Source organism: Streptomyces sp. NPDC042201, assembly GCF_055582185.1.
The window spans coordinates 68,633-89,117 of sequence record NZ_JBVJDS010000022.1 but is presented as its reverse complement, the minus strand read 5'-3'; the positions used below and the strand labels follow the sequence as shown (position 1 = coordinate 89,117).

Below are 20,485 nucleotides of genomic sequence, written 5' to 3'. Positions count from 1 at the left end.
AACACCTCCCCCCCACCAAACTTGTCCGCCGCAACCGCCAAACCCTCCGGCACCAAACGCAACACCCCCGCCACCGGAAAACCCGGCCCACGAAGTGCGAAATGGGACCACAGCCGCCACCCGCCGGCGGGCAGAAGTACGGTTTCAGACATGGCTGGACTACCTCCAGGGGAAGTGCTTCGGGAGCGCGGGGTGTCGCGGTGGGGGACGCTAGGTGCGGTGCGGGACAGGTGACGCGGTGGGGGGTGACCTGGCGGGTCAGCCGGCCTGAGTGCCGGTCATGCACCACTCCAGGACGGCGCGCGCACTGTGGTACTTGTTCTCCGCCTGCTGGAACGCGATGCTCGCGGGCCCGTCGAGCACGTCCGCGGTGACCTCCTCGCCCCGGTGGGCGGGCAGGTCGTGCATGAACACCGCGTCGGGACTGGTGGCCATCACGGCCGGGCCGACCTGGAACGGGGCGAACAGACGCGGCCAGTCGAGGTCCGGTTTGACCGTGCCGGTGGTCTGCCACCGGGTGGTGTAGATGACATCGGCCTGCGGAAGCCCGTCCATGTCGTGCCGCTGCTCGACACGCGCCCCGCTCTTCTTGGCGTTCACCGCCGCCCGGTCAAGATAGCGCTCCGCGACTCCGTAACCGGGCGGGGTACGCAGGAACAGCTCGGTGCCCTGGTAGCGGGAGAGCGCCAGCGTGAGCGCCGAGGCGGTGTTGTTCCCCTCGCCGATGTACAGGACGCGCAGACCCTCGATCCGCCCGAACCGGCCCAGCAGGGTGGTGAGATCGGTGAGCGCCTGGGTGGGATGCTCGTCGGCGCTCATCGCGTTCACCACGGCCATCCGCTGCTGGTCGGCGTAGGCGCGCAGCTCGGCCTCGCTGCCCGCGGTGCGGGCCACGAGCGTGTCGATCATCCGGGACAGCACGGCGGCGGTGTCCTCGACGGTCTCGCCGGTGTTCTCCTGGAGATCGCCGGGGCCGTACGTGATCAGCCGTGCGCCCAGGCGCAGCGCGCCCGCCGAGAAGGCGGTCCTGGTGCGGGTGGACGTCTTGCGGAACAGGACACCGACGACGGCGTCGTGCAGCGGGCGCGCGTCCTCCAGCTCCCCGGCCGCGAACTGGACACCGCGCCGGACGATCCGGTCCAGGTCCTCGGTGGCGAGGTCGTCGATGGAGATGAGGTGGCGGCGGGTGGGGCGGGTCATCGAATGCTCCCTGCGTTCGGTCGTACGTACTGGCGGTCCCGCATCAGCGCGCCCGCAGCCCCTCGTGGAGGACCGCGAGGCCGCGGTCGAGCAGGGCGGGGTCGATGTTCAGCGGGGGCATGACCTTGATGACTTCGTCGTGGCGCCCGCACAGCTCGACGATGACGCCGTGCTCGAAGGCGTACCGCTGCGCGGCGCGGGCCCGTTCGGGGCCGCCGACCGGGCCGGTGTCGATGCCGAGCACCATGCCCCGTCCGCGCAGCGACAACCCCGGGTCGAGCGCGGTGAGTTCGGTACGGAACCGGCCGAGGCGACGCGCCGCGTCCGTCAGAGCGGTCTGGAAGCCACTGTGGTGCCACAGTTCGCAGGCGGCGGTGGCGGCGACGAACGCGAGCTGGTTGCCGCGGAACGTACCGGTGTGCTCCCCGGGCTCCCACACATCGAGTTCGCGCCGGAACAGGGTGAGCGAGAGCGGGAGTCCGTAACCGCCGATCGACTTGGAGACGGTCACGATGTCGGGGACGATCCCGGCGTCCTCGAAGCAGAAGAAGGTGCCGGTACGGCCGCAGCCGGACTGGATCTCGTCGAGGATCAGCAGCACGCCGTACCGCTCGGTGAGCGCGCGCAGCCGCCGCAGCCACTCCCGGCTCGCCGGGTAGACGCCGCCCTCCATCTGCATCGGCTCGACGATCACCGCGGCGGGCAGATCCGCGCCGGACGAGGGGTCGGCGAGCAGGCGCTCGATGAACCCGATGGAGTCGAACGAACCGAGCGGGCCGTCCTCGTACGGTACGAACGTCACGTCCTGGCCGCTCACGCCGCCGGCCCTGCGGGCGCGGCGGCTGCCGGTGACCGCGAGCGAGCCGCGCGACATGCCGTGGTAGGCGCCGGAGAAGGCGATGAGCCCGGTGCGTCCGGTCGCCTTGCGGGCCAGTTTGAGTGCGGCTTCCACGGCGTCGGTGCCGGTGGGCCCCGCGAACTGCACCTTGTAGTCCAGGCCGCGCGGCCGCAGGACGAGATCGGCGAAGCCGGCCAGGAAGTCGCGCTTGGCGACGGTGTGCATGTCCAGGCCGTGCATGATGCCGTCGGAGGCGAGGTAGTCGGTGATCCGGTGCTTGATGAATTCGTTGTTGTGCCCGTAGTTCAGGCTGCCCGCACCGCAGAAGAAGTCGATGAAGGTGCGGCCGTCCTCGGTGTGCAGTTCGGCGCCCTTGGCCCGTTCGAAGACCACCGGGAAGGTACGGCAGTACAGCCGGACCTCCGACTCCAGGTCCTCGAAGACGGAGACGTCGGGGCGGCCGGGGCGCGGGGCCCGGTCGACGGACGGGTGGGGCGGGACGGTGGTGGTCATGGTGGTTCCTCTCGGCTCAGGATGCTGCGGTCGCTCCGGTGATGCCGCTCAGCGGCCTGTCCTGCGCCGGCCGGTGAGTACCGGCATCGGGCGGTTCACGGACACCCGGGGGTAGTCGTCCAGGGCTCCGGCGAGCGCGGCGACGGTCGTGTGGTCGAACAGGGCCCGTACCGGTACGTCGATACCGAGCACGCCCCGCAGTCGCACCGAGACCCGGGTGGCGAGCAGGGAGTGCCCGCCGAGCCGGAAGAAGTCGTCGTGGGCGCCGACCCGCGGCACCCCGAGGACCGTCTGCCACACCTCGGCCACGGCCTTCTCCTCGGGGGAGCGCGGGGCCAGGTGATCGGCCGCCGACGCGGCCGGCGACGGGGCGTGCGGCAGGGGAAGCGCCTTCCGGTCCACCTTGCCGTTGACCGTGGTGGGCAGTTCGTCCAGCGGCATGAAGGACGCGGGGATCATGTAGTCGGGCAGGGTCTCCAGCAACCGGTCGCGCAACTCGTCGGCGCCGGGCAGCCGGTGGCCTTCGCGGGCCACCAGGTAGGCGGTGAGCTGCGGTTCCCCGGACCCGCCCGGAGTCGGGTGGACGACGGCGGCCCGGACGGCCTCGACGGCCAGCAGGGCGGCCTCGATCTCGCCGGGCTCCATCCGGTGCCCGTGGATCTTCACTTGGTGGTCGCGGCGGCCGAGGATCTCCAGCGATCCGTCCGGGCGCAGACGCCCCAGGTCCCCGGTGGCGTAGAGCCGCCCGCCGGGTTCGGCGGCGTACGGATCGGGCAGGAACGCGCCCGCCGTCTGCACCGGCTGTCCGTGGTAACCCCAGCCGACGCCGGCGCCCCCGATGTGGATCTCCCCGGTCGCGCCGTGGGGAACCGGCTCCAGCCGCTCGTCGAGCAGCCGTACGGTGGTGTTGTCCAGGACAGCCCAGTCCTCGGGCCGCCCGTCGGCGCCGACCCGCGCCGCGGTCGTCCACACCGTCGTCTCCGTCGGCCCGTACAGGTCCCACACCGGGGCCCCGTGGGCGCCGAGCGCGTGGACGAGGCCGGGCGGGAGCTTCTCGCCCCCGGAGAGCACGGTCAGGGTGGGCGGCGGTGTCCAGCCGGTGTCCGTCAGCATCCTCAGGGCGACGGGCGTGGCCTGGAGCACGGCGGGCCGTACCTCGTCGATCAGGCGGGTCAGCCGCTGGGGATCCCTGGCCTGTTCCGCGTCGGCCACCACGACATGGGCCCCGGTGGTCAGCGGCAGGCACAGTTCGAGCAGCGAGGGGTCGAACGAGACGGTCGTCACGCCCATCACCGCGTCCCCCGGCCGGATTCCGAGCCGGCGTGCCATGGACACCAGGAAGTTGGTCAGCGCGTGGTGCGGGATCAGTACGCCCTTGGGCCTGCCGGTGGAGCCCGAGGTGTGGAAGATGTACGCGAGATCCTCCGGACCGGCGGTCCGGCCCGGAGCGGCCGTGGGCAGTGCCTCGATCTCCGCGCGGTCCCGGTCGAGCAGGACGGTCCGTACCCCCGTCCCCGCGAGGCGCCCGGCGAGCGCCTCCTCGGTGATCACCAGCCGCGCGCCGGTGTCGGCGAGCAGCGCGGCGAGACGCGCGTCCGGGTGGATGGGGTCGAGCGGCAGATACACCGCGCCCGCCTTGAACACGGCGAGGACCGCCGCCACGAGGTTGGCGCCCCGCTCCAGATGGATCCCGACCCGGACGCCGGGACCGGCGCCGAGCGCCCGGAGCCGGTGCGCGAGCTGGTTGGCCCGGGCGTCGAGCCCGGCGTACGTCAGCTCGGTGCCCGCCGACCTGACCGCGAGCGCGTCGGGCGTGGACCGGGCCTGCCGCTCGAACAGCACGTCCGCGGTCACCTCGGGCACGGGGCGCGCGCCGCCGTCGCCCAGCGCCAGCAGCCGCTGCCGCTCCTTGCCGGGCAGCAGGGCGATGCGCCCTGTGGTCTCGGCCAGCGGCGCGTCCGGTGCGGCGAGGACACCGCGCAAAAGCTCCGCGTAACCGTCGGCGAGCCGGCGCATCGTGCCGGCGTCGAACAGCGCGGTCGCGTACTGCATGCGCCCCGAGAGACTGCCGTCGGAGCCGCCCATGAGGTCCAGCACCAGGTCGAACGGGGTGCCGGTGGCGGGCGTGGGCGTCAGTTCCACCTCCAGCCCCGGCAGGGCGGGCGGTTCGGCCTCGCCCCCCAGCAGCAGGAAGGAGACCTGGAACAGCGGATTGCGGGACAGGTCCCGCTCGGGGGTGAGTTCGGCGACGATGTGCTCGAACGGGGCGTCGGCGTACGAGAAGTCGGCCAGCGTGCTGTCCCGTACCCGGCGCACCAGCTCGCCGAAGGTCGGCTGCCCGGACAGATCGGTACGCAGCACCACGGAGTTGACGAACAGCCCGATCAGCTGCTGGAGTTCCGCGCCGCCGCGGCCGGCGACCGGAGCGCCGACGGCGAGGTCGGTCTGTCCGCTGTACCGGCCGAGCAGCGCCTGGAACGCCGCGAGCAGCACCATGAAGCGGGTGGCGCGGCGGGACCGGGCGAACGCGTCGACCGCGCCGACCAGCTCGGGGGGCAGAATGAACCGGGTCATCGCGGCATCGCCCTGCCACACCTCGGGGCGGGGGCGGTCGGTGGGCAGTTCCAGTGGCGCGAGGCCGTCGAGCCTGGCACGCCAGTAGTCGGTCCGGCCGGCCAGCCGGGCGCCGGAGAGCAGCTCGCGCTGGCGGGCGGCGAAGTCGGCGTACTGGAAGGGGAGTTCGGACAGGTCCGAGGGCTCGCCCGAGGTCCGCTCGCGGTAGGCCGCGGCGACTTCCCGGGTGAGTACGCCCCACGAGGTGAAGTCGAACGCGATGTGGTGCACCACCACCAGCAGCAGATGGTCGTCGGCCCCGAGCCGGGCCAGGGTCAGGCGCAGCGCGGGCGCGGCCGACAGGTCCAGCGGGCGGCGCAGCTCGCGCTCGAGGACGGCCTGAAGCCCCTTTTCCTGGTCGTCGGGGTTGGCTCCGGTGAGGTCGACCCGGTCGAGCGGGATCCGTACGTCCGCCACGACGTCGGGTACGGGCTCGCCGTCGACCGCGGCGTACCGGGTGCGCAGCACCTCGTGACGGTCCACGACATCGGCGAAGGCACCGGTGAGCGCGGGGATGTCGAGCTCACCGCGCAGCCGCAGGGCCATCGGGAGGAGATAGTCCGCGGAGCCGGGCCGGAGCTGGTCGAGGAACCACAGCCGCTGCTGTGAGAACGACGTCGTCCGGGCGCCGCCTGGTGTGCGGCTGTCACCGTGGTCCACCGGCCTACCTCCATGGTTCGGAATGTGTGCCACGTCCGCGACGGCCGTGGGGCACAGCGAGAGCTTGACTGCCGCGCCGGGCGCGGCAACAGGGAAGGAATGGCAGCGGTCCGTCGCCGGGCTTGCTGCGCTTATGTCTCTGTGCGCCGGGCTCCGGCAGCGGGCACGCTCGGCGTCGGCGTGGTGCACCGGCGGCCGGGCCGGCCGCACGGCCGGGGCGCTCAGATCAGACCGGTGCGGACCCCGTAGGCCACCGCATGGGCGCGGTTGCGGACCTGGAGCCGGGCCATCAGGTCGTAGATGATGTTCTTCACGGTGTGCTGCGAGCACGACAGGGCGCGGGCGATGGCCGCGTTGCCGTGTCCCTCGGCGACCAGGGTGAGCACCCTGGTCTGGCGGGCGGTCAGTTGGGGCACGCCGATCGGATCGCCCGGTTCCGGGGCGTACGGCTCGGCGGCGCCGCTGAGCAGCCGGACCAGGACGCCGGACGGCATCCGGCCCTCACCGTGGTACGCGGAGTGCACCGCGGCCGCCAGCCGGGCCGGGGTCGCCTCCGCCGACTGGAGCATGGCCCGCGCCCCGGCCCGTACGGCGCGCAGCACGCCGGCGGCCGTGAAGGTGGTGGCGACGACCAGCAGACGGCGGGCGCCGGCGTGGTCCAGCGCCGGGCACGCGTCGAGGGCTTCGTCGACCGTGCCCGCGACGGCCACCAGGACCGTGTCCGGCGACCAGGCGGGGGCCCGTTCGATACCGGCCCCGCGCAGGGCCGCGGCGACCGGGTCGGCCAACTCGGCGCCGGGCGCGAAGACGCTCACCCGGGGGCGGTCCCGGTACGGCCCCATGGGCCAGGAATCGCCGCGCGACTCGGCGGCCAGCATCGCCGCGACGGCCGTTTCGATCACCTCGGCCGCGGCCTCGTCGACAGAGTCGGGATATCTGGGGGCGACGGACCGCGCCACCGTAGGGGCGCTCACAGCAGACCCGCCCGCAGGGCGTACGCCACCGCGTGGGCGCGGTTGCGGAGCCGGAACCGCTGGGTGATGTCCCGCATCACGGTCGTCACGGTCCGGGTCGAGTAGCTCAGCTCCTTGGCTATCTCACCGGTCTCACGGCCGTCGGCGACCAGCCGCAGCACCGCGCGCTCACGGTCGTTCAGGCCCCAGCCGGAGATGTGCGGCCGTGCGATCGTCCCGGCCTGGGCGCCGGCCCCCTGTTCCAGCAGGCGGTCGAGGAGATCGGGGGGCACCGTGCAGTCGCCCCCGGCCGCCGTGAGAACGGTGCGCACCAGCCGGTCGGCGCTGGCCTCACGGCGGCGCAGCAGACCGCGGGCGCCCGCGGCGATGGCATGCAGTGCCTCGGCCGGCGCCAGGTCGGTCGCCACCAGCACCACTTCGGGGCGGTGCGCCTCGCTCCGGGTGGTACGCACCATGTCCATGGCCTGATGGGCCACTTGATCGACCATCAGGACGGTCACCTGGGCCGGTTCGTGCGGCAGCACCAGGGTGATGTCCGGACTGCTGTGCAGGGCGCTCCTGGCCCCCGCTTCCAGCAGTGGGTCCAGTGCGACAACACTGACGGGCATGGCTTCGCCCATGAGGTACTCCTCAGATCTGCGTGCTGTGGACTCTCGGTACGCAGCTTCGGCGAAGTGCCGGAACATCACATCGGTGGCGTGTCCCCCGCATTTGCGCGGGGCGCGCGGAGCGTACGTAGGAAAGGGGCGTCCGGCCGGTCGCCGGCGGCCGTGGGACCGGGCGGGCGCCCGCGTCCGGCGCCGGTGCCGGGGCGCGGGGACCGTACGAAGTCGGCTCGCCGAACCGGTCGTGCCCCCTGTCGGCGCGGGGCATGAGGGGCGGGTGCGGCGGACATGGGTAGTGCGCCCACGGAATATGCGGGGTCCGCCCCCATGCTGCCCGGACGGCGGTCTGCGAGGGTTACCGCTGTGACTTCCTCCGCCCCTTCCGCCGCCTCCGCCCCAGGACTGCCGAACTCCTGGTGGGCCACTGGCCTGACGCTCCGTGAGCGGCTGGCGGCGCCGCACGCTCCGCTCGCCGCGGCATCCGCCGCCGCCCACGGGCGCCGTGCGCTGCCGGAGTTGGAGCAGGCCTGCTGGACCGCGCGGCTGGGAGCGCTGGGAGTCCTCCCGGAGCAGGCGGCCGCGCTCGCCGCGGAATCCGCGGAGCTGCTGGGCGAGCGCGCGGCCGAGCCGGGCTGGGCACGGTTCGTCGAGGAGGCCGTGGCGGCGGCCACCGAGCTCTCCGGCGACGACGGCGCCGGGCACACCCGCGACGGGAAGCCGGACTCACCCCGTACCGAGGGATCCGACGTGTTCGTCCCGGTGTTCCGTCCGCTCGTGGACGCGGCGGTCCGGGCGATGACGGAGAAATGCGGGCCGTCGGCCGCGGCGGACGCCGCGACGCTGTCGGGACAGTTCGCCGACCGGCTGGGGCAGCAGCTCGCCCGCCAGGCCGCCCGTACGCTCGTCGCCGAGCTCGCCGCCGCGCGTACGGCGGCGGGGCTGACGGGCGCAGGACCCGAGGACAGGTTCGCGGACTTCCTGCGGCGCACGGGCAGTCGGCACGGGCTCGCCCGGCTGTTCGCCCGCTATCCGGTGCTCGCCAGGCTGCTGGCCCAGACCTGCGAGCAGGCGGCTGACGCCGTCGCGGAGCTGCTGACCCGGTTCACCGCCGACCGTGCGGGGATCGTCGCGGCGCTGCTGGGCGACGCGGATCCCGGGCCGCTGGTGGCGCTGGACCTGGGGCTCGGGGACACCCATCAGCGGGGCAGATCGGTGGCGCTGCTGCGGTTCGCCGACGGATCCATCGTGGTCTACAAGCCGCGCGCGCTCGGCCAGCACGATCTGCTCGACCGGATGGTGGAGTGGCTCAACACCAAGGTGCCCGGCCTGGAGCTGCGGACCGCGCCGACGGTTCATGGCGACGGCTACGGCTGGCTCGGGCACATCGACCACCTGTCCTGCGCGTCCGTCGTCGGCATCGACCGGTTCTACCGGCGCCAAGGCGCGCTCCTGGCGCTGATGTACGCGGTCGAAGGCACCGATCTGCACTACGACAACCTCGTCGCGCACGGGGACCAGCCGATACTGATCGACGTCGAGACGCTGCTCCACGCCGAACTGGCCGAGCCGACGACGGCCGGGCCGGACCCCGCGTCGGCGGCGCTCTCCTCCTCGGTGCACCGGACCTGTCTGCTGCCCCAGCTGATGGTCGGGGAGCTGGGCGCCGTGGACATCTCCGCCGTGGGCGGGGCGGCGGGCGGCAGCGGCCCGGACGCGCGGATCGCGTGGGAGGGCGCCGGTACGGACACGATGCGCCTCGTACGCCGACCTGCCCCGTTCGGCGGGGGCCGCAACCGCCCGCTGCTGGCGGGCAAGGACACCGGCCCCGGACCCGCCGACTACGTGGCCGCGCTGCTCAACGGCTTCCGGGCGGGCTATGACGCGATCACCTCGGACCGGGACGAACTGTGCGGCCCGGCCGGGCTGTTGGCGGACGGCGCGCGTGAGGCCGGCCGGCTGATCGTACGGCCCACCCAGCTGTACGCGCGTCTGCTGGAGGAGTCGCTGCACCCGGGCGTCCTGCGTGACGCGCTGGACAGGGACGCCCTGCTGTCGGTGCTGTGGGCGGAGTCCTCCGGCGACCCGGTCAGGCAGCGGCTGATCGAGGACGAGATAGCCGATCTGTGGTGCGGGGACGTTCCGGTCTTCTTCCACCGGCCGGCGGGGCCCGATCTGTGGACGTCCCGGGGCGCGCGGATTTCCGGGGTGCTGGACACACCGGGGCTGGCGAGCGCCGTCGGCAAGATCGAGGCCATGGGCGAGGTCGACCGCCACGACCAGGAATGGATCATCTCCGCCACGCTGGCCACCGCCCGGCCCTGGGCCGGGAGTCCGCACGGACCGGCCGCCGTACCGGCCAGGACCACACCGGCGGCGGTGCCGGAGCCTTCCGTACTCCTCGCCGCCGCCTGCGGAATCGCCGACGAGATCGTGGCGCGCGCGGCCCATGGGCCGGTCCCCGGCGGGCCGCTTCCCGGACACCGGGGGCGGGCCAACTGGATCGGCCTGGAGCTGATCGACGACGCCCACTGGGCCGTACTGCCCATGGGGGCGGGCCTGGGGCAGGGGTATTGCGGAGTGGCGCTGTTCCTCGCGCAGCTCGGCCGGCTGACGGGCTCGTCCCGCTACACCGACCTCGCACGGGAGGCGCTCACCCCGCTGTCCGCGCTGGTCGGCGCGCTGGCCGCGGACCCGGGACTCAGCCGGGCGGTCGGGCCGGGCGCGTTCCACGGTCTGGGCGGGATCTGTTACGCCGTCGCCCGGCTGGCCACGCTGCTCGGGGACGGGACGGGCGACTGCCTGCCCACCGCCCTGGCCGCGCTCGCCCACACGGTCGACGAGGCCCCGGACGCCGCCCCGTCCTTCGATGTGTCGGCCGGTCTCGCGGGTGCGCTGGCGGCGCTGCTGTCGGTACGCCGCGAGCGGGGGGTCCCGGAGGCCGACGGGCTCGCGAACCGGATCGCGGACATCCTGCTGGCGCGGGCGGACGACGGACGCACCGGCGCGGGGGCGCGGGGATTCGCGTTCGGCGACGCGGGAGTCGGCTGGTCCCTGCTGCGCTACGCCGCCGACGGTGGCGGCAAGGCCCACGGCGACGCGGGCCGGGAGCTGGTGAGTTCCGCTCTCGCCGCCACGGAACAGAACAACCAGGACGATCTCAGCTGGTGCTCGGGACTCTCCGGCACCGTCCTCGCGGCCGCCGACCCGCTCAGCCGGCTGTCCGCCGGGACGCGGGGCGCCGGTCCTGACGGTCCCGATGTGGACCGGGCCGTACGGGTGCTCGGCGCCCACACACCGCTGACCGACCACAGCCTCTGTCATGGCGACCTGGGCACGATCGAGGCCCTGTCCGTGCTCGCGGCGCAGGGCCACCAGGAAGCCAGGACCGGCCTCGCACGCCGCGCGGCACTGACCGTCGGTGCGCTCCGGCACGGGGGCCACCGGTGCGGCACCCCCGGCCAGGTCCACTCCCCCGGCCTGCTCACCGGGCTGTCCGGCATCGGATACGCCCTGCTCCGGCTGGGGTTCGCCGAGCAGGTGCCCTCGGTGCTGCTCCTCGATCCCACCCCGACCTGAAAGCCGGGCCCGGGGTGATAAATCTCCGTGAACTCCGGGCCCGTACGTTCAGTGACCACTCGCCCCATCCTCACACCACAGAAGGGAAATTCCATGAACACGTCATCGCAGAGAGACCAGCACACCGTCGAGGACTCAGCCGCCCTCCCGACCGCGCCGGAGCAGGACCCGGCGGGCACGATCAGCCTGGCCCGGCGGAATCTGGCGTGCGCGCGGACCCGGGCCCTGGCCGGGCTCACCCTCGGCAGTGGCCTCGTGATCACGCTCAGCTCGCTCAGCACGACTGTCTCCGTTCCCGGATGACCGAGCGGGCCGCCGCGATCAAGCCACTCGCACGGAAGCGGACGGGCCACGAACGGACCGCTACGATGCGCACTCATGCATCTGCGCGCACCCGAAGTCATCGGTCGTGACACAGAACTCGCCCTGCTCGAAGAGTCGTTGCTCAGCACTCGGCAGGGGAGCGGCCGCGCGGTGTTCCTCGCCGGCGAGGGGGGAATCGGCAAGTCCCGACTGGTCGCGGAGGCGACGGGCTCAGCTCTCGGCGCCGCCATGCGCGTCCTGCGCGGGCGGAGCGGCACCATCGGGCCGATGGTGCCGCTCCGCCCGCTCACCGAGGCACTGATGCCGCTCTCCCGCAGCGGCCAGCCGCTGGACGAGGCGTTACTCGGCCCGTACCGGCCGGTGCTCGGACGGCTGATACCGGACTGGCGCGACGGCACCCAGCCTGACCAGAGTTCGATGGTGGTGCTCGGCGAGGCCGTGCTGCGTCTGCTCGCCGCCACCGGCCGCGGCAGCGGCAGCGTGCTGATCCTGGAGGACCTGCACGACGCCGACACCGAAACCCTCGCCGTGGTCGAGTATCTGATCGACAATCTGGAGCAGCTGCCCGTCATGCTGCTCGCCACGGTCCGGGCCGAGCCCAGTGACGCGCTCGGGCTGGCGCACTCGGCGGCGCGGCGCAGGACCGGGACCGTCCTGCGGCTGCCGCCCCTGTCCAGGACCGAGGTCACCCGCATGATCACCTCCTGCCTGGACGCGGATCCCACGCAGGTGCCGGCCGAGTTACTGCAGCGGCTCTGGAAGGACAGCGCGGGCAATCCCTTCCTCGTCGAGGAGCTGCTCCAGGGGATCATCGGCGACGGGTCGCTGGTCCGGGACGGCGCCGGCGGCTGGCGCATGATCGGCGACATACGTCTGAACCTGCCCAGCGCCCTGGTGCAGGGCGTCATCCACCGCATCGACCGGCTGGGTTCCCAGGGCCAGATGCTGATGTCCGCGGCGGCCGTACTGGGCCGCCGGTTCCCGCTGTCGGTGCTCCAGCAGATGACCGGCATCGACGACCGGTCCCTGCTCAGCCATCTGCACGCGGGGGTCGCGGCGCAGTTGGTCATACCCGACGAGCCCGCGCCCGACTGGTACGCGTTCCGCCATCCGCTGACGGCCGAAGCACTGCTGACCCAGCTCACGCCCACCAACCGCGCCGGTCTCTCCGAGCGGGCCGCGGACGCGGTCGAGGCGCTGCACCCCGGCCTGGAAGGCGAGTGGTGCCCGCTGGTCGCGTCGCTGCGTTCGGACGCCGGGGACGCCGCCCGCGCCGGGCGCCTGTTCACCGAGGCGGGCCGGCGCGCGCTCGAGGACGGCGCGATCGGCTCGGCGGTGGCGCTGCTCGACCGGGCCGAACGGCTGCTGGCCACCGGCCCCGACACCGCGGCCCGCGCCGAGGCGCTGGAGGCGCTGCTGCCCGCGCTCGCCGAAACAGGCGATATCGAGAGGGCGTTGAGCCTCGCGGACAGTCTGCGGCAGCTGGTCGGCGGCGGACTCGGCGCGACCAGGCTCGCCGCCCTGCACACCCGTCTCGCCCAAGTCGCGCACATGGCGGGCCGGTGGGCCGACGGCAACGACCAGATCGCCCGGGCCCGAGCGCTCCTGGGCCCCGAGCCCGACGAGGTGCACACCGCGCAGATCGATGTGGTGGCCGCCTATCTGACGCTCGACACCCCGGGCCCCGACCGGACGCAGCGGGCCGAAAGGCTGGTCAGCAGCGCGATCGACGCCGCTGAGCGGCATCAACTTCCCTTGGTCGCCTGCCAGGCGTGGGAGCTGCTCGGCGTACTGGCCAGGGAACGCGACATGGGCGAGGCCGCGGCCTGCCTGCAACAGGTCCTGGAGACAGCCGAGCGGCACAACCTGCCGCTGCAGCGGATGTACGCCCTCGCACGCCTGGGCGGTACCCACTGGCTGGCCAGTGGCGACACCACGACCCTGGCGACGGCCCGGGAGGAGGCCCAGCGGCTCGGCGCCGTCACGGTCGTCTACACGATCGACGGGATCCTGGTTCTGCACAGCGTGCTGCTCGGCCGGTTCGCCGAAGCGCGGGAACTGAGCGACGAGTGCCTGACCATGGCCGTCCGGCTCCGGCTGGCTCCGGTGGCCCGCTACGTACTGATGGCCCAGGCGGTGCTCGCCGCACACCAGGGCGACCGGACGGCGATGGACGCCGCCCTGGCCGAGTTCCGGCGGACGGACGGCACCGGCTCCCAGGAGGAGCCGCTGGTCTACGGACTGGCCGGCGCGTTCTGCGCGCTGCTGGAGGAGGACAGGCCCCGGGCCCTGCGGGAGCTGGACAAGGTGCGCGCGCTGGAGGCGGAGAACCCGACCACGTTCCACCTCGACGGACGCCGTGGCATCGGCCTCCTCCTGGACGTGCTGGCCGGGACCGCCGACCGCGGCCGCCACCACGAGATCGCCACCAGCTCGGCCGGCCGTATGCGGTGGAACCGCCACTTCGTCCTGCTCGCCGACGCCGTACTCCTCGGCCAGGAAGGACACCCGGAAGCCGCGGCGAGCGCCGCACACGAGGCGCAGGAGATCGCCGCCGCGCATCCCACCGCACTCCATCTGGGGCACCGCCTCGTCGCAGAGGCGGCCCATGCCGCGCACTGGGGCGCCCCGGAGAGCTGGCTCCGCCAGGCCGAACACCACTTCGAGCAGACCTCGATATCGGCGGTCGCCGGTGCCTGCCGCTCACTGCTGCGCCAGATCGGCGCCCCGGTCCGCCAGCACCGCGCCGGCAGTAACCGGATACCCGCACAACTACGCGCCCAGGGCGTCACCGTCCGGGAGTACGAAGTGTTCCAGCTGCTGGCCGACCGCCTGAGCAACAAGGCCATCGCCACCCGCCTCTACATCTCACCGCGCACGGTCGAGAAGCACATCGCCAGCCTGATCACCAAGACCGCCCAGCCCAACCGCATGGCACTCTGCGAACTCTCGGCCTCTCAATAACAGAAGCCCCGCGCACTCACGTTCCGCCGCTCGCGTCAGTGCCGGACCGTGGGCCCACGGTCCGGCACCGTGCTGGTTCCGTCAGGCCCTCACCGATGCCGCCTTAGCGGTGGAGTAGGGCATGCAGACAGTGGGTGCTATAGCGAAGAGAGCCGCTGCACTCACGAGAAAGACCGCGAGTGGCCTGACTGCGAGAACCATTTTTGCTTTACGTGCCACGTGCGGAACTCCTTCGACTTCATAGGAATTTTGGAGCAGGCGGACGGGCGTGGCTGATTGCCACAACGGTGCGGCGACCTCGGCGTCATTCTGCCGGCCAAAGATAACCCGTAACGAGCCGCTCGCGTGACAAAAGCCTTCGCCGCCGAATCATCCGGGCAGCCGCGAGGAGAACCGACGCGTCCGATCAATTGCCAAATGAATATGCCGACGTCAGATCGACCATCGGTTATGCCCCGTGGGGCGGGCCCCCGAGCCGGCGCAGTCGCGTCAGCGCGCGCAGAGTCCTGACCTCCTCCGAGCGGGCTCCGATCCGCCGACTGATGGAGAGGCTCTCCTCCAGGTGCGCGACGGCCTGCCGCAGCCGTCCGGTGCTCTGCTCGGCCCGGCCCAGGTCATGCAGGACCGTGGCCTCCTCACCTGCGGCCCTGATGCGCCGGACCACCGCGAGAGCCGCGATGTGGTGGGGCAGGGCCTCCTCGCTGCGACCGGCCGCCTGGAAGGCCCTGCCGGTCCCGTTCAGCGCGATGCCCTCGCCCCGCACATCCCCCACGCTGCGCAGCGCGGGCAGGGCCTTCCCGTAAAGAGCGAGCGCTTCTTCCGCCTTGCCGAGGGCGGTCAGGATGCTCGCGAGATTCATTTGGAGAGTGGCATGATCGCCCCTGCTCCCCATGGTTCTTGATACGTCTATCGCTTCTCGATAAGCGCGTTCCGCGGCGTCCTGGTTACCGGTCTTCTGGTGCAGTTCCGCAATATTGTTGAGCGTGCGATACCTGCCTCGCTGATCGCCTGTCTCGGTAAATCCGGCGAGAGCGTGGAGGAAGCATTCAATCGCTTTCTGGTCCTGGTCCAGGTGGAGATTGGTGATGCCGAGCAGATTGTAACTACGTGCTATCTGCAAGCGATCGAATGTTTGCAGTCGTAAATTTAAAGATCGTTCCTGAAGGGTCTGCGCCAGCGCGTACTGCCCCGTGTGCCACAGAGGGATCGTCAATTGATGGATGGACTCGCTCTCCAGCGCCGAATCCTTCAAGGACCGGGAGATGCCGAGAGCCTCGCGCGCCGTCGCGTGGGCCTCTTCGTACTGACCGCTGTGCGCGCACACCGTACTGAGGTCGAGCAGGGCCCTCGCCCGCGCCGGGCCGTCACCCACGGCCTGCCAGTGGGCGGCGGCGCGGCGGAGGAGAGGTTCGGCCGTGAGGAGATAGCCCTCCACATCCAGAAAACCCGCCAACACATGTACCAGTAAGGACAATTGGCGATCCAAACCGTAGCGGCGGGTCCAGTCCAGAGCACCCAGCAAATTGGGGCCTTCGGTGATCAGCCATTGCTCGGCCGCATGCGCGTCGGGCAACTCAGGACCTGGCGCCGCGGCAAGATCGCCGGAGTCGACGACGGTGCGCGAACGAAATGGATAAGCCAGCCGGTCGGCCCGGTCCGCCACGTGGAGATAATGATCCACCAGACGCTGGAGCGCCTGCCGGGCGTCACCTTCGGTGTCGATATGCGGTTCGGCTGTCGCTTCGGAGCCGTTCTCGTCGCCCTTTTTGATCAACGTTCGGGCATACTCGCGTAAGAGATCATGAATGGTGAATCGGTGCGGGGACGGCTCGGAAATGAGGTGGTGGGCGAGGAGTTCTTCCAGTGCGTGTTCGGTCTCCTCGAAAGGGAGTCCGGTCAGGGCCGTCACCGCATACGGCCCGAACTCCGACTCGAAATGCAGGCCGATACGGCGAAAGACCAGCTGCTGGACGGGCGTCAGCGCGCGGTACGACAGCGCGAAGACATGGGCCATCGTCCTCTCGCCGTCACGCAACTCGAACAGATGACCGTTGCGGCCGGTCAACTGCTTCAGGAGGTCGGCCGTCGTCCACGAGGGCCGGGACAGCAGGCGGCTCGCGATGATTTCGATGGCCAGCGGCAGATAGTCGCAGAGGCGCACGATCTGCGCGATCTCCGACGCCCGGGTGGTGCGCAGCGGGCCGAGGCGGTGGCCAAAGAGCGCGACGGCATCCTCGCGCGGCAGCGCATCGAGGGAGATGGGCCGTACCCCTGGCAGGCCCGTCAGCCGCTGCCGGCTGGTGACGATGACCGCCGTCGGGGAGGCTCCGGGCAGCAGCGGTCTGACCTGAGCGGGGTCAGCGGCGTCGTCCAGGATCACCACCATGCGGCGGTCCCGCACGGTGGTGCGCCACAGGGAGATCAACTCGTCCAGGCCGTGCGGCAGTTCCGCCGGCGCCCGGTCGAGCAGGCGCAGCAGTTCGGTGAGTGCCTGGGCCGCTGTCAGGGGCGCCCGCTCGGACCCCTGACCGTGCAGGTGGAGATAGAGGCGACCGTCGGGGAAGCGGTCGCGCATTTCGTGCACGGCATGGACGGCCAGCGCTGTCTTGCCGATGCCGCCCAGGCCGTCGATCGCCTCGACGGTGACGGCCGGCGCGGCTGTCCCGCTTGCCTCGGCGAGTGCCGCGGTGAGCCGCCGCAGCTCGTCCCGACGGCCGACCCAGGGCACATCGCGCGGCAGATTGTCCGGAATCCTGGGCGCCGGCCGGGCGATGCGGGGGCCGGCGCCGGTGTGCTGGAGCAGCGCCGCCGGGGGCACTCCCGCGAGGATTCCCTGCTGGACCCGGCGCAGCCGACGGCCGGCGTCGATGCCGGCGTTGTGGACGACGCGCCGCTGTGTCCGCTGCAACAGCTGGGTCGCTTCCGCGACGCGCCTGCTGCCGTACAGGGCGACGGCGAGTTGCTCCACGAGCGCTTCGGCCACCGGGTGCTCCTCGACCAGGGGCAGCAGTACGGGGACGGCGTCCGCGAAGTGCCCTCTCCCCATCAGGATTTCGGCCCGCGTCATGGCGGCCGCGAGGCTCTTCTCGCCGATCGCGGCGCGCAGGTGGCCGGCCCAGTAGGCCGTGATCCCGGCCAGCGGTTCTCCGCCCCAGAGGCTCGCCGCGCGATCGAGAAGACGGACGGCCTCGTCCTCGCCGTCGCTGTCCTTCAGGGAACGGGCCTGGTCGACCAGGCTCGCGTAGCGGCGCAGGTCCACCCGATCCGGATCCACCCTCATCAGATACGAGTTCGTCCGGCTGATGACATCGGGTGCGTCGTCCCCGGCGATCTGCAGGGCCTTACGGATGCGCGACACATGCGTGTGCAGCGCTTCTCTGGCCTTGGCCGGCGGATTCTCGTCCCAGATCCGGTGAATCAGCGTGTCCACGCTGACGGTGCGACTCGCGTCCCAGGCCAAAGCGGCCAGTGCCAGCCGCGTTTGGGGGGGTCCGAGATCACCGCGTTGGCCGGCGGCCCGCACTTCGACCGATCCGGAAAGTCGAATCTCGAACTCCACCAGCGCCCTCTCGCCGGTACGGCCCCGCAGTATCGGGATATTCGAGAGTGACATGAACATGCCCTGTATGGCTATATGGCAATCTTCAAAGTCCGAAACTGACTTATCACTGAACGACTTTGTTCATATGCAGACGCGAGTGGGGAGGTACTTTCTGGTTGAACTGAAGACAGAATATTCCCGTTGCATATGCTCCCGGGAGTTGAGGCACCGCGAAAGGGGGCTGCGGACGTGGAAACTCCGGAATCCGGAGGGGCGGAAGCGCTGTTGTCGGCCATGGCCGCGTACGGAACGGAACAGGAATCCACCGCGTGGCGGGAATTGGCCCACCTGGTGCGAGCGGCGGCGCGCGTGGACCAGGAGGTGGCAACGGTCTGGCCCGCCGTGACGGCGGGCGGCGCCGCCGCGCTGCGTCAACTGGCCCTGCTGCTCGCCGGTCTGGCGGCCCGTGACGCCGATATGGGCCGCACCGTGCATGACTGGCTCCGGCGCCACGCACCGCCCGCCGGCCATCCGGCACACACGAACGCCATCGGCGGAGCGGCCGTCTTCCACGGACCGAGCGTGCAGGCGCGCGACATCCGGGGCGGCATCCATCTCCACCAGGCGGCCCCGCAGCACCCGCCCCGGCCGCCGGTGCCACGCCAACTTCCGCCGATGCGAGCACAGTTGGTGGACCGGCTTGGCGATATGCGGGCCTTGGACGATCTCCGCGCGCGGCGTCCGGCGGGGGCGCCCCAACTGCTGGTGGTCAGCGGGTTCGCGGGCATCGGAAAGACCACCCTCGTCTCGCGATGGCTGCACGAACGCGCGGACGAGTTCACCGACGGTCAGCTGTACGCCGATCTGGGCGGTCATGACTCGGGCGAGGGGGCCGGTCCGGCCCGCGCCGCCGCCGTCCTGGAAGGCTTCCTGCACGCGCTCGGGGCGCCCTCCGTACCGGCACAGACCGCGCACCGTATCGCCCTCTGGCGCTCGTTGACATCAGGGCTGCGGCTGGCCGTCCTCCTGGACAACGCCTTCACCGCGGCCCAGGTGAGGCCGCTGCTGCTCGGCACGCCGACCGGGCTCACCGTGGTGACCAGCAGAAACCACCTCAGCGGTCTGGTCGTCGACGGGGCGGCGGTGCACCGGCTCGGCGCCCTCACCCCGGAGTCGGCCGTGGAGCTCCTGACCGCGGGCGGTGGCGGAACACGGGTCGCGCAGGACCCGGACGCCGCGCGCGAGGTGGTCACCCTGTGCGCGCGGCTGCCCCTCGCGGTGTGCCTGGCCGCCGCCCAGCTCGCCGTCCGCCCGCACCGTTCCGTATCCGCCCTGGCCGCCAGCCTGTCCCGGGGCCACGGCCCACTCGATGCCCTGCGTGTGGACGGAGAAGCCGTGGTGCGTACGGCGTTGGACATGTCGTACGGCCTGCTGCCCCGCGACGCCGCGTCGCTCTACCGGCAGATGGGGCTGCTGCCCGCGGACCGGTACGACCTCTTCATGCTGACCGCGATCAGCGGCGAAGGGACCGACGCCACGGAGGGCCAGGACCGCACCGACATGGCCCTGGAAACCCTGATGGAAGCGAACCTCCTGGAGGAGACGGGACCGGGCACCTACCGCTTCCACGACCTCGTACGCCCCCACGCGCGCCGGCGCGGCGAGGCGGAGGAGAGCGCCGCGCAGCGCGAGCACACACTCCGGAGCTTCGTCGACTGGTGCCTTGCCACCGCGACCACGGCGGAGAGTGTCCTCTCCCCCAGCCACCGCACGCTGGCACGCGACTACGCCTCGCCGGCCATCGGCCCCACGCCTCTCGAAGGCCCGGCAGAGGCGCTGGCCTGGCTCGACGGGCAGCGCGCCGCACTGATGGGCGCCGTACGGCACAGCGCGCGGGCGGGCTGGCACACCGCCTGCTGGCAGCTGGTGGACGCCATGTGGCCCCTCTTCCTGCGGCTGCGCCCCGTCGAGCTGTGGATCGAGGCACATCGCACGGGTCTCACCGCCGCGCGCGCGGCCGGATCCCGGGAGGGCGAGGGCCGCATGCTGACCTCGGGCGCGATCGGTCTGCGCGATGCCGGCCGCTACCCGGAGGCGGCCGAGTGGTACGCCGAGGCGCTCGGGCACGCCACGGCCGACGCGGACGTACGGCAGCAGGCGCAGGCCCTCAACGGACTCGGCCGCATCAGTCTGCTCACCGACCGGTTCGACGAGGCACGGGAGCACTTCGAACACGCGCTGCGGCTGCGGGAGTCGATCGGTTACCGGCGAGGCGTCGCGCTGTCCCGGAGGCGTCTCGGCGAGACCGCCTCGGCGACTGGTGACCACCGCACGGCCGCCAGGCACCTGGAGCGGGCGTACGCCGAGCTGGAGTCGGAGGGGGAGGAGTACGAGGCGGCCCGCGCTCTCGCGCTCCTCGGCCACGCCCTGGTGTGCGACGGGGACCACGAAGGGGGCACGCGCCGGCTGCGCGAGGCGCTGGACAGGTTCCGGGAGCCCGCCGCCCACGCGCAGGACTGGCAGGGGCGGTCCCTGGAATGGCTCGGACAGGCCGCGCAGCACCGGGGCGACACGGCGGAGGCCGGCCGGTGCTACGCGGCGGCTCGCGATCTGTTCCTGCTGGTGGGCCGCCCCGACGCGCAGCGCCTGGACGACCGGCTGCGGCAGCTGTGAGCTG

General features: G+C 72.0%; 10 protein-coding genes. 4 read left to right on the top strand and 6 right to left on the bottom strand.

All coding sequences use genetic code 11. The features are described from left to right. Window positions 1–258: 258 nt before the first annotated feature. The 5 genes from ACZ6MZ_RS33890 to ACZ6MZ_RS33870 form a co-directional block, all read right to left on the bottom strand. Window positions 259–1,200: an ornithine carbamoyltransferase gene (locus ACZ6MZ_RS33890; RefSeq protein WP_384193607.1), complete on the bottom strand. Its 942-nt coding sequence runs from the start codon at window positions 1,198–1,200 to the stop codon at window positions 259–261. Window positions 1,201–1,243: 43 nt separating this feature from the next. Then, window positions 1,244–2,551: a diaminobutyrate--2-oxoglutarate transaminase gene (gene ectB / locus ACZ6MZ_RS33885; protein WP_384193610.1), complete on the bottom strand. Its 1,308-nt coding sequence runs from the start codon at window positions 2,549–2,551 to the stop codon at window positions 1,244–1,246. Between the two features lie 48 nt (window positions 2,552–2,599). Beyond that, on the bottom strand, window positions 2,600–5,824 hold the full coding sequence (locus ACZ6MZ_RS33880; protein ID WP_469356422.1) for an amino acid adenylation domain-containing protein: 3,225 nt from the start codon (window positions 5,822–5,824) through the stop codon (window positions 2,600–2,602). 221 nt (window positions 5,825–6,045) lie between these two features. Then, window positions 6,046–6,798 carry a helix-turn-helix transcriptional regulator gene (locus ACZ6MZ_RS33875; RefSeq protein ID WP_469356420.1) on the bottom strand — a complete coding sequence of 251 codons (753 nt, stop codon included), beginning with the start codon at window positions 6,796–6,798 and terminating at the stop codon, window positions 6,046–6,048. Next, complete coding sequence (locus tag ACZ6MZ_RS33870; RefSeq protein WP_384193617.1) at window positions 6,795–7,418, bottom strand: response regulator transcription factor; 624 nt, start codon at window positions 7,416–7,418, stop codon at window positions 6,795–6,797. Before ACZ6MZ_RS33870 ends, ACZ6MZ_RS33875 begins: the two co-directional genes overlap by 4 nt. 348 nt (window positions 7,419–7,766) lie before the next feature. Between ACZ6MZ_RS33870 and ACZ6MZ_RS33865 the strand changes: the two genes are divergently transcribed. The 3 genes from ACZ6MZ_RS33865 (at window position 7,767) to ACZ6MZ_RS33855 (ending at window position 14,267) form a co-directional block, all read left to right on the top strand. Further along, window positions 7,767–10,979: a type 2 lanthipeptide synthetase LanM family protein gene (locus tag ACZ6MZ_RS33865; RefSeq protein WP_469356418.1), complete on the top strand. Its 3,213-nt coding sequence runs from the start codon at window positions 7,767–7,769 to the stop codon at window positions 10,977–10,979. 93 nt (window positions 10,980–11,072) lie between these two features. Then, entirely contained in the window at window positions 11,073–11,282 is a 210-nt protein-coding gene (locus ACZ6MZ_RS33860) for a hypothetical protein (RefSeq protein WP_389792817.1), read from the top strand. A gap of 75 nt (window positions 11,283–11,357) precedes the next feature. Beyond that, a complete protein-coding gene (locus tag ACZ6MZ_RS33855) occupies window positions 11,358–14,267 on the top strand; it encodes a helix-turn-helix transcriptional regulator (protein ID WP_469356416.1) in 2,910 nt (969 codons plus the stop codon). Window positions 14,268–14,715: 448 nt separating this feature from the next. Here ACZ6MZ_RS33855 and ACZ6MZ_RS33850 read toward each other — a convergent pair whose 3' ends face one another. Further along, the gene (locus tag ACZ6MZ_RS33850; RefSeq protein WP_469356414.1) at window positions 14,716–17,826 is read right to left on the bottom strand and encodes an AfsR/SARP family transcriptional regulator; all 3,111 of its coding nucleotides are present in this window, start codon (window positions 17,824–17,826) and stop codon (window positions 14,716–14,718) included. Window positions 17,827–18,057: 231 nt separating this feature from the next. Here ACZ6MZ_RS33850 and ACZ6MZ_RS33845 point away from each other — a divergent pair, with 231 nt between their 5' ends. Beyond that, window positions 18,058–20,481: a tetratricopeptide repeat protein gene (locus tag ACZ6MZ_RS33845; protein ID WP_469356412.1), complete on the top strand. Its 2,424-nt coding sequence runs from the start codon at window positions 18,058–18,060 to the stop codon at window positions 20,479–20,481. Window positions 20,482–20,485 lie beyond the last annotated feature (4 nt).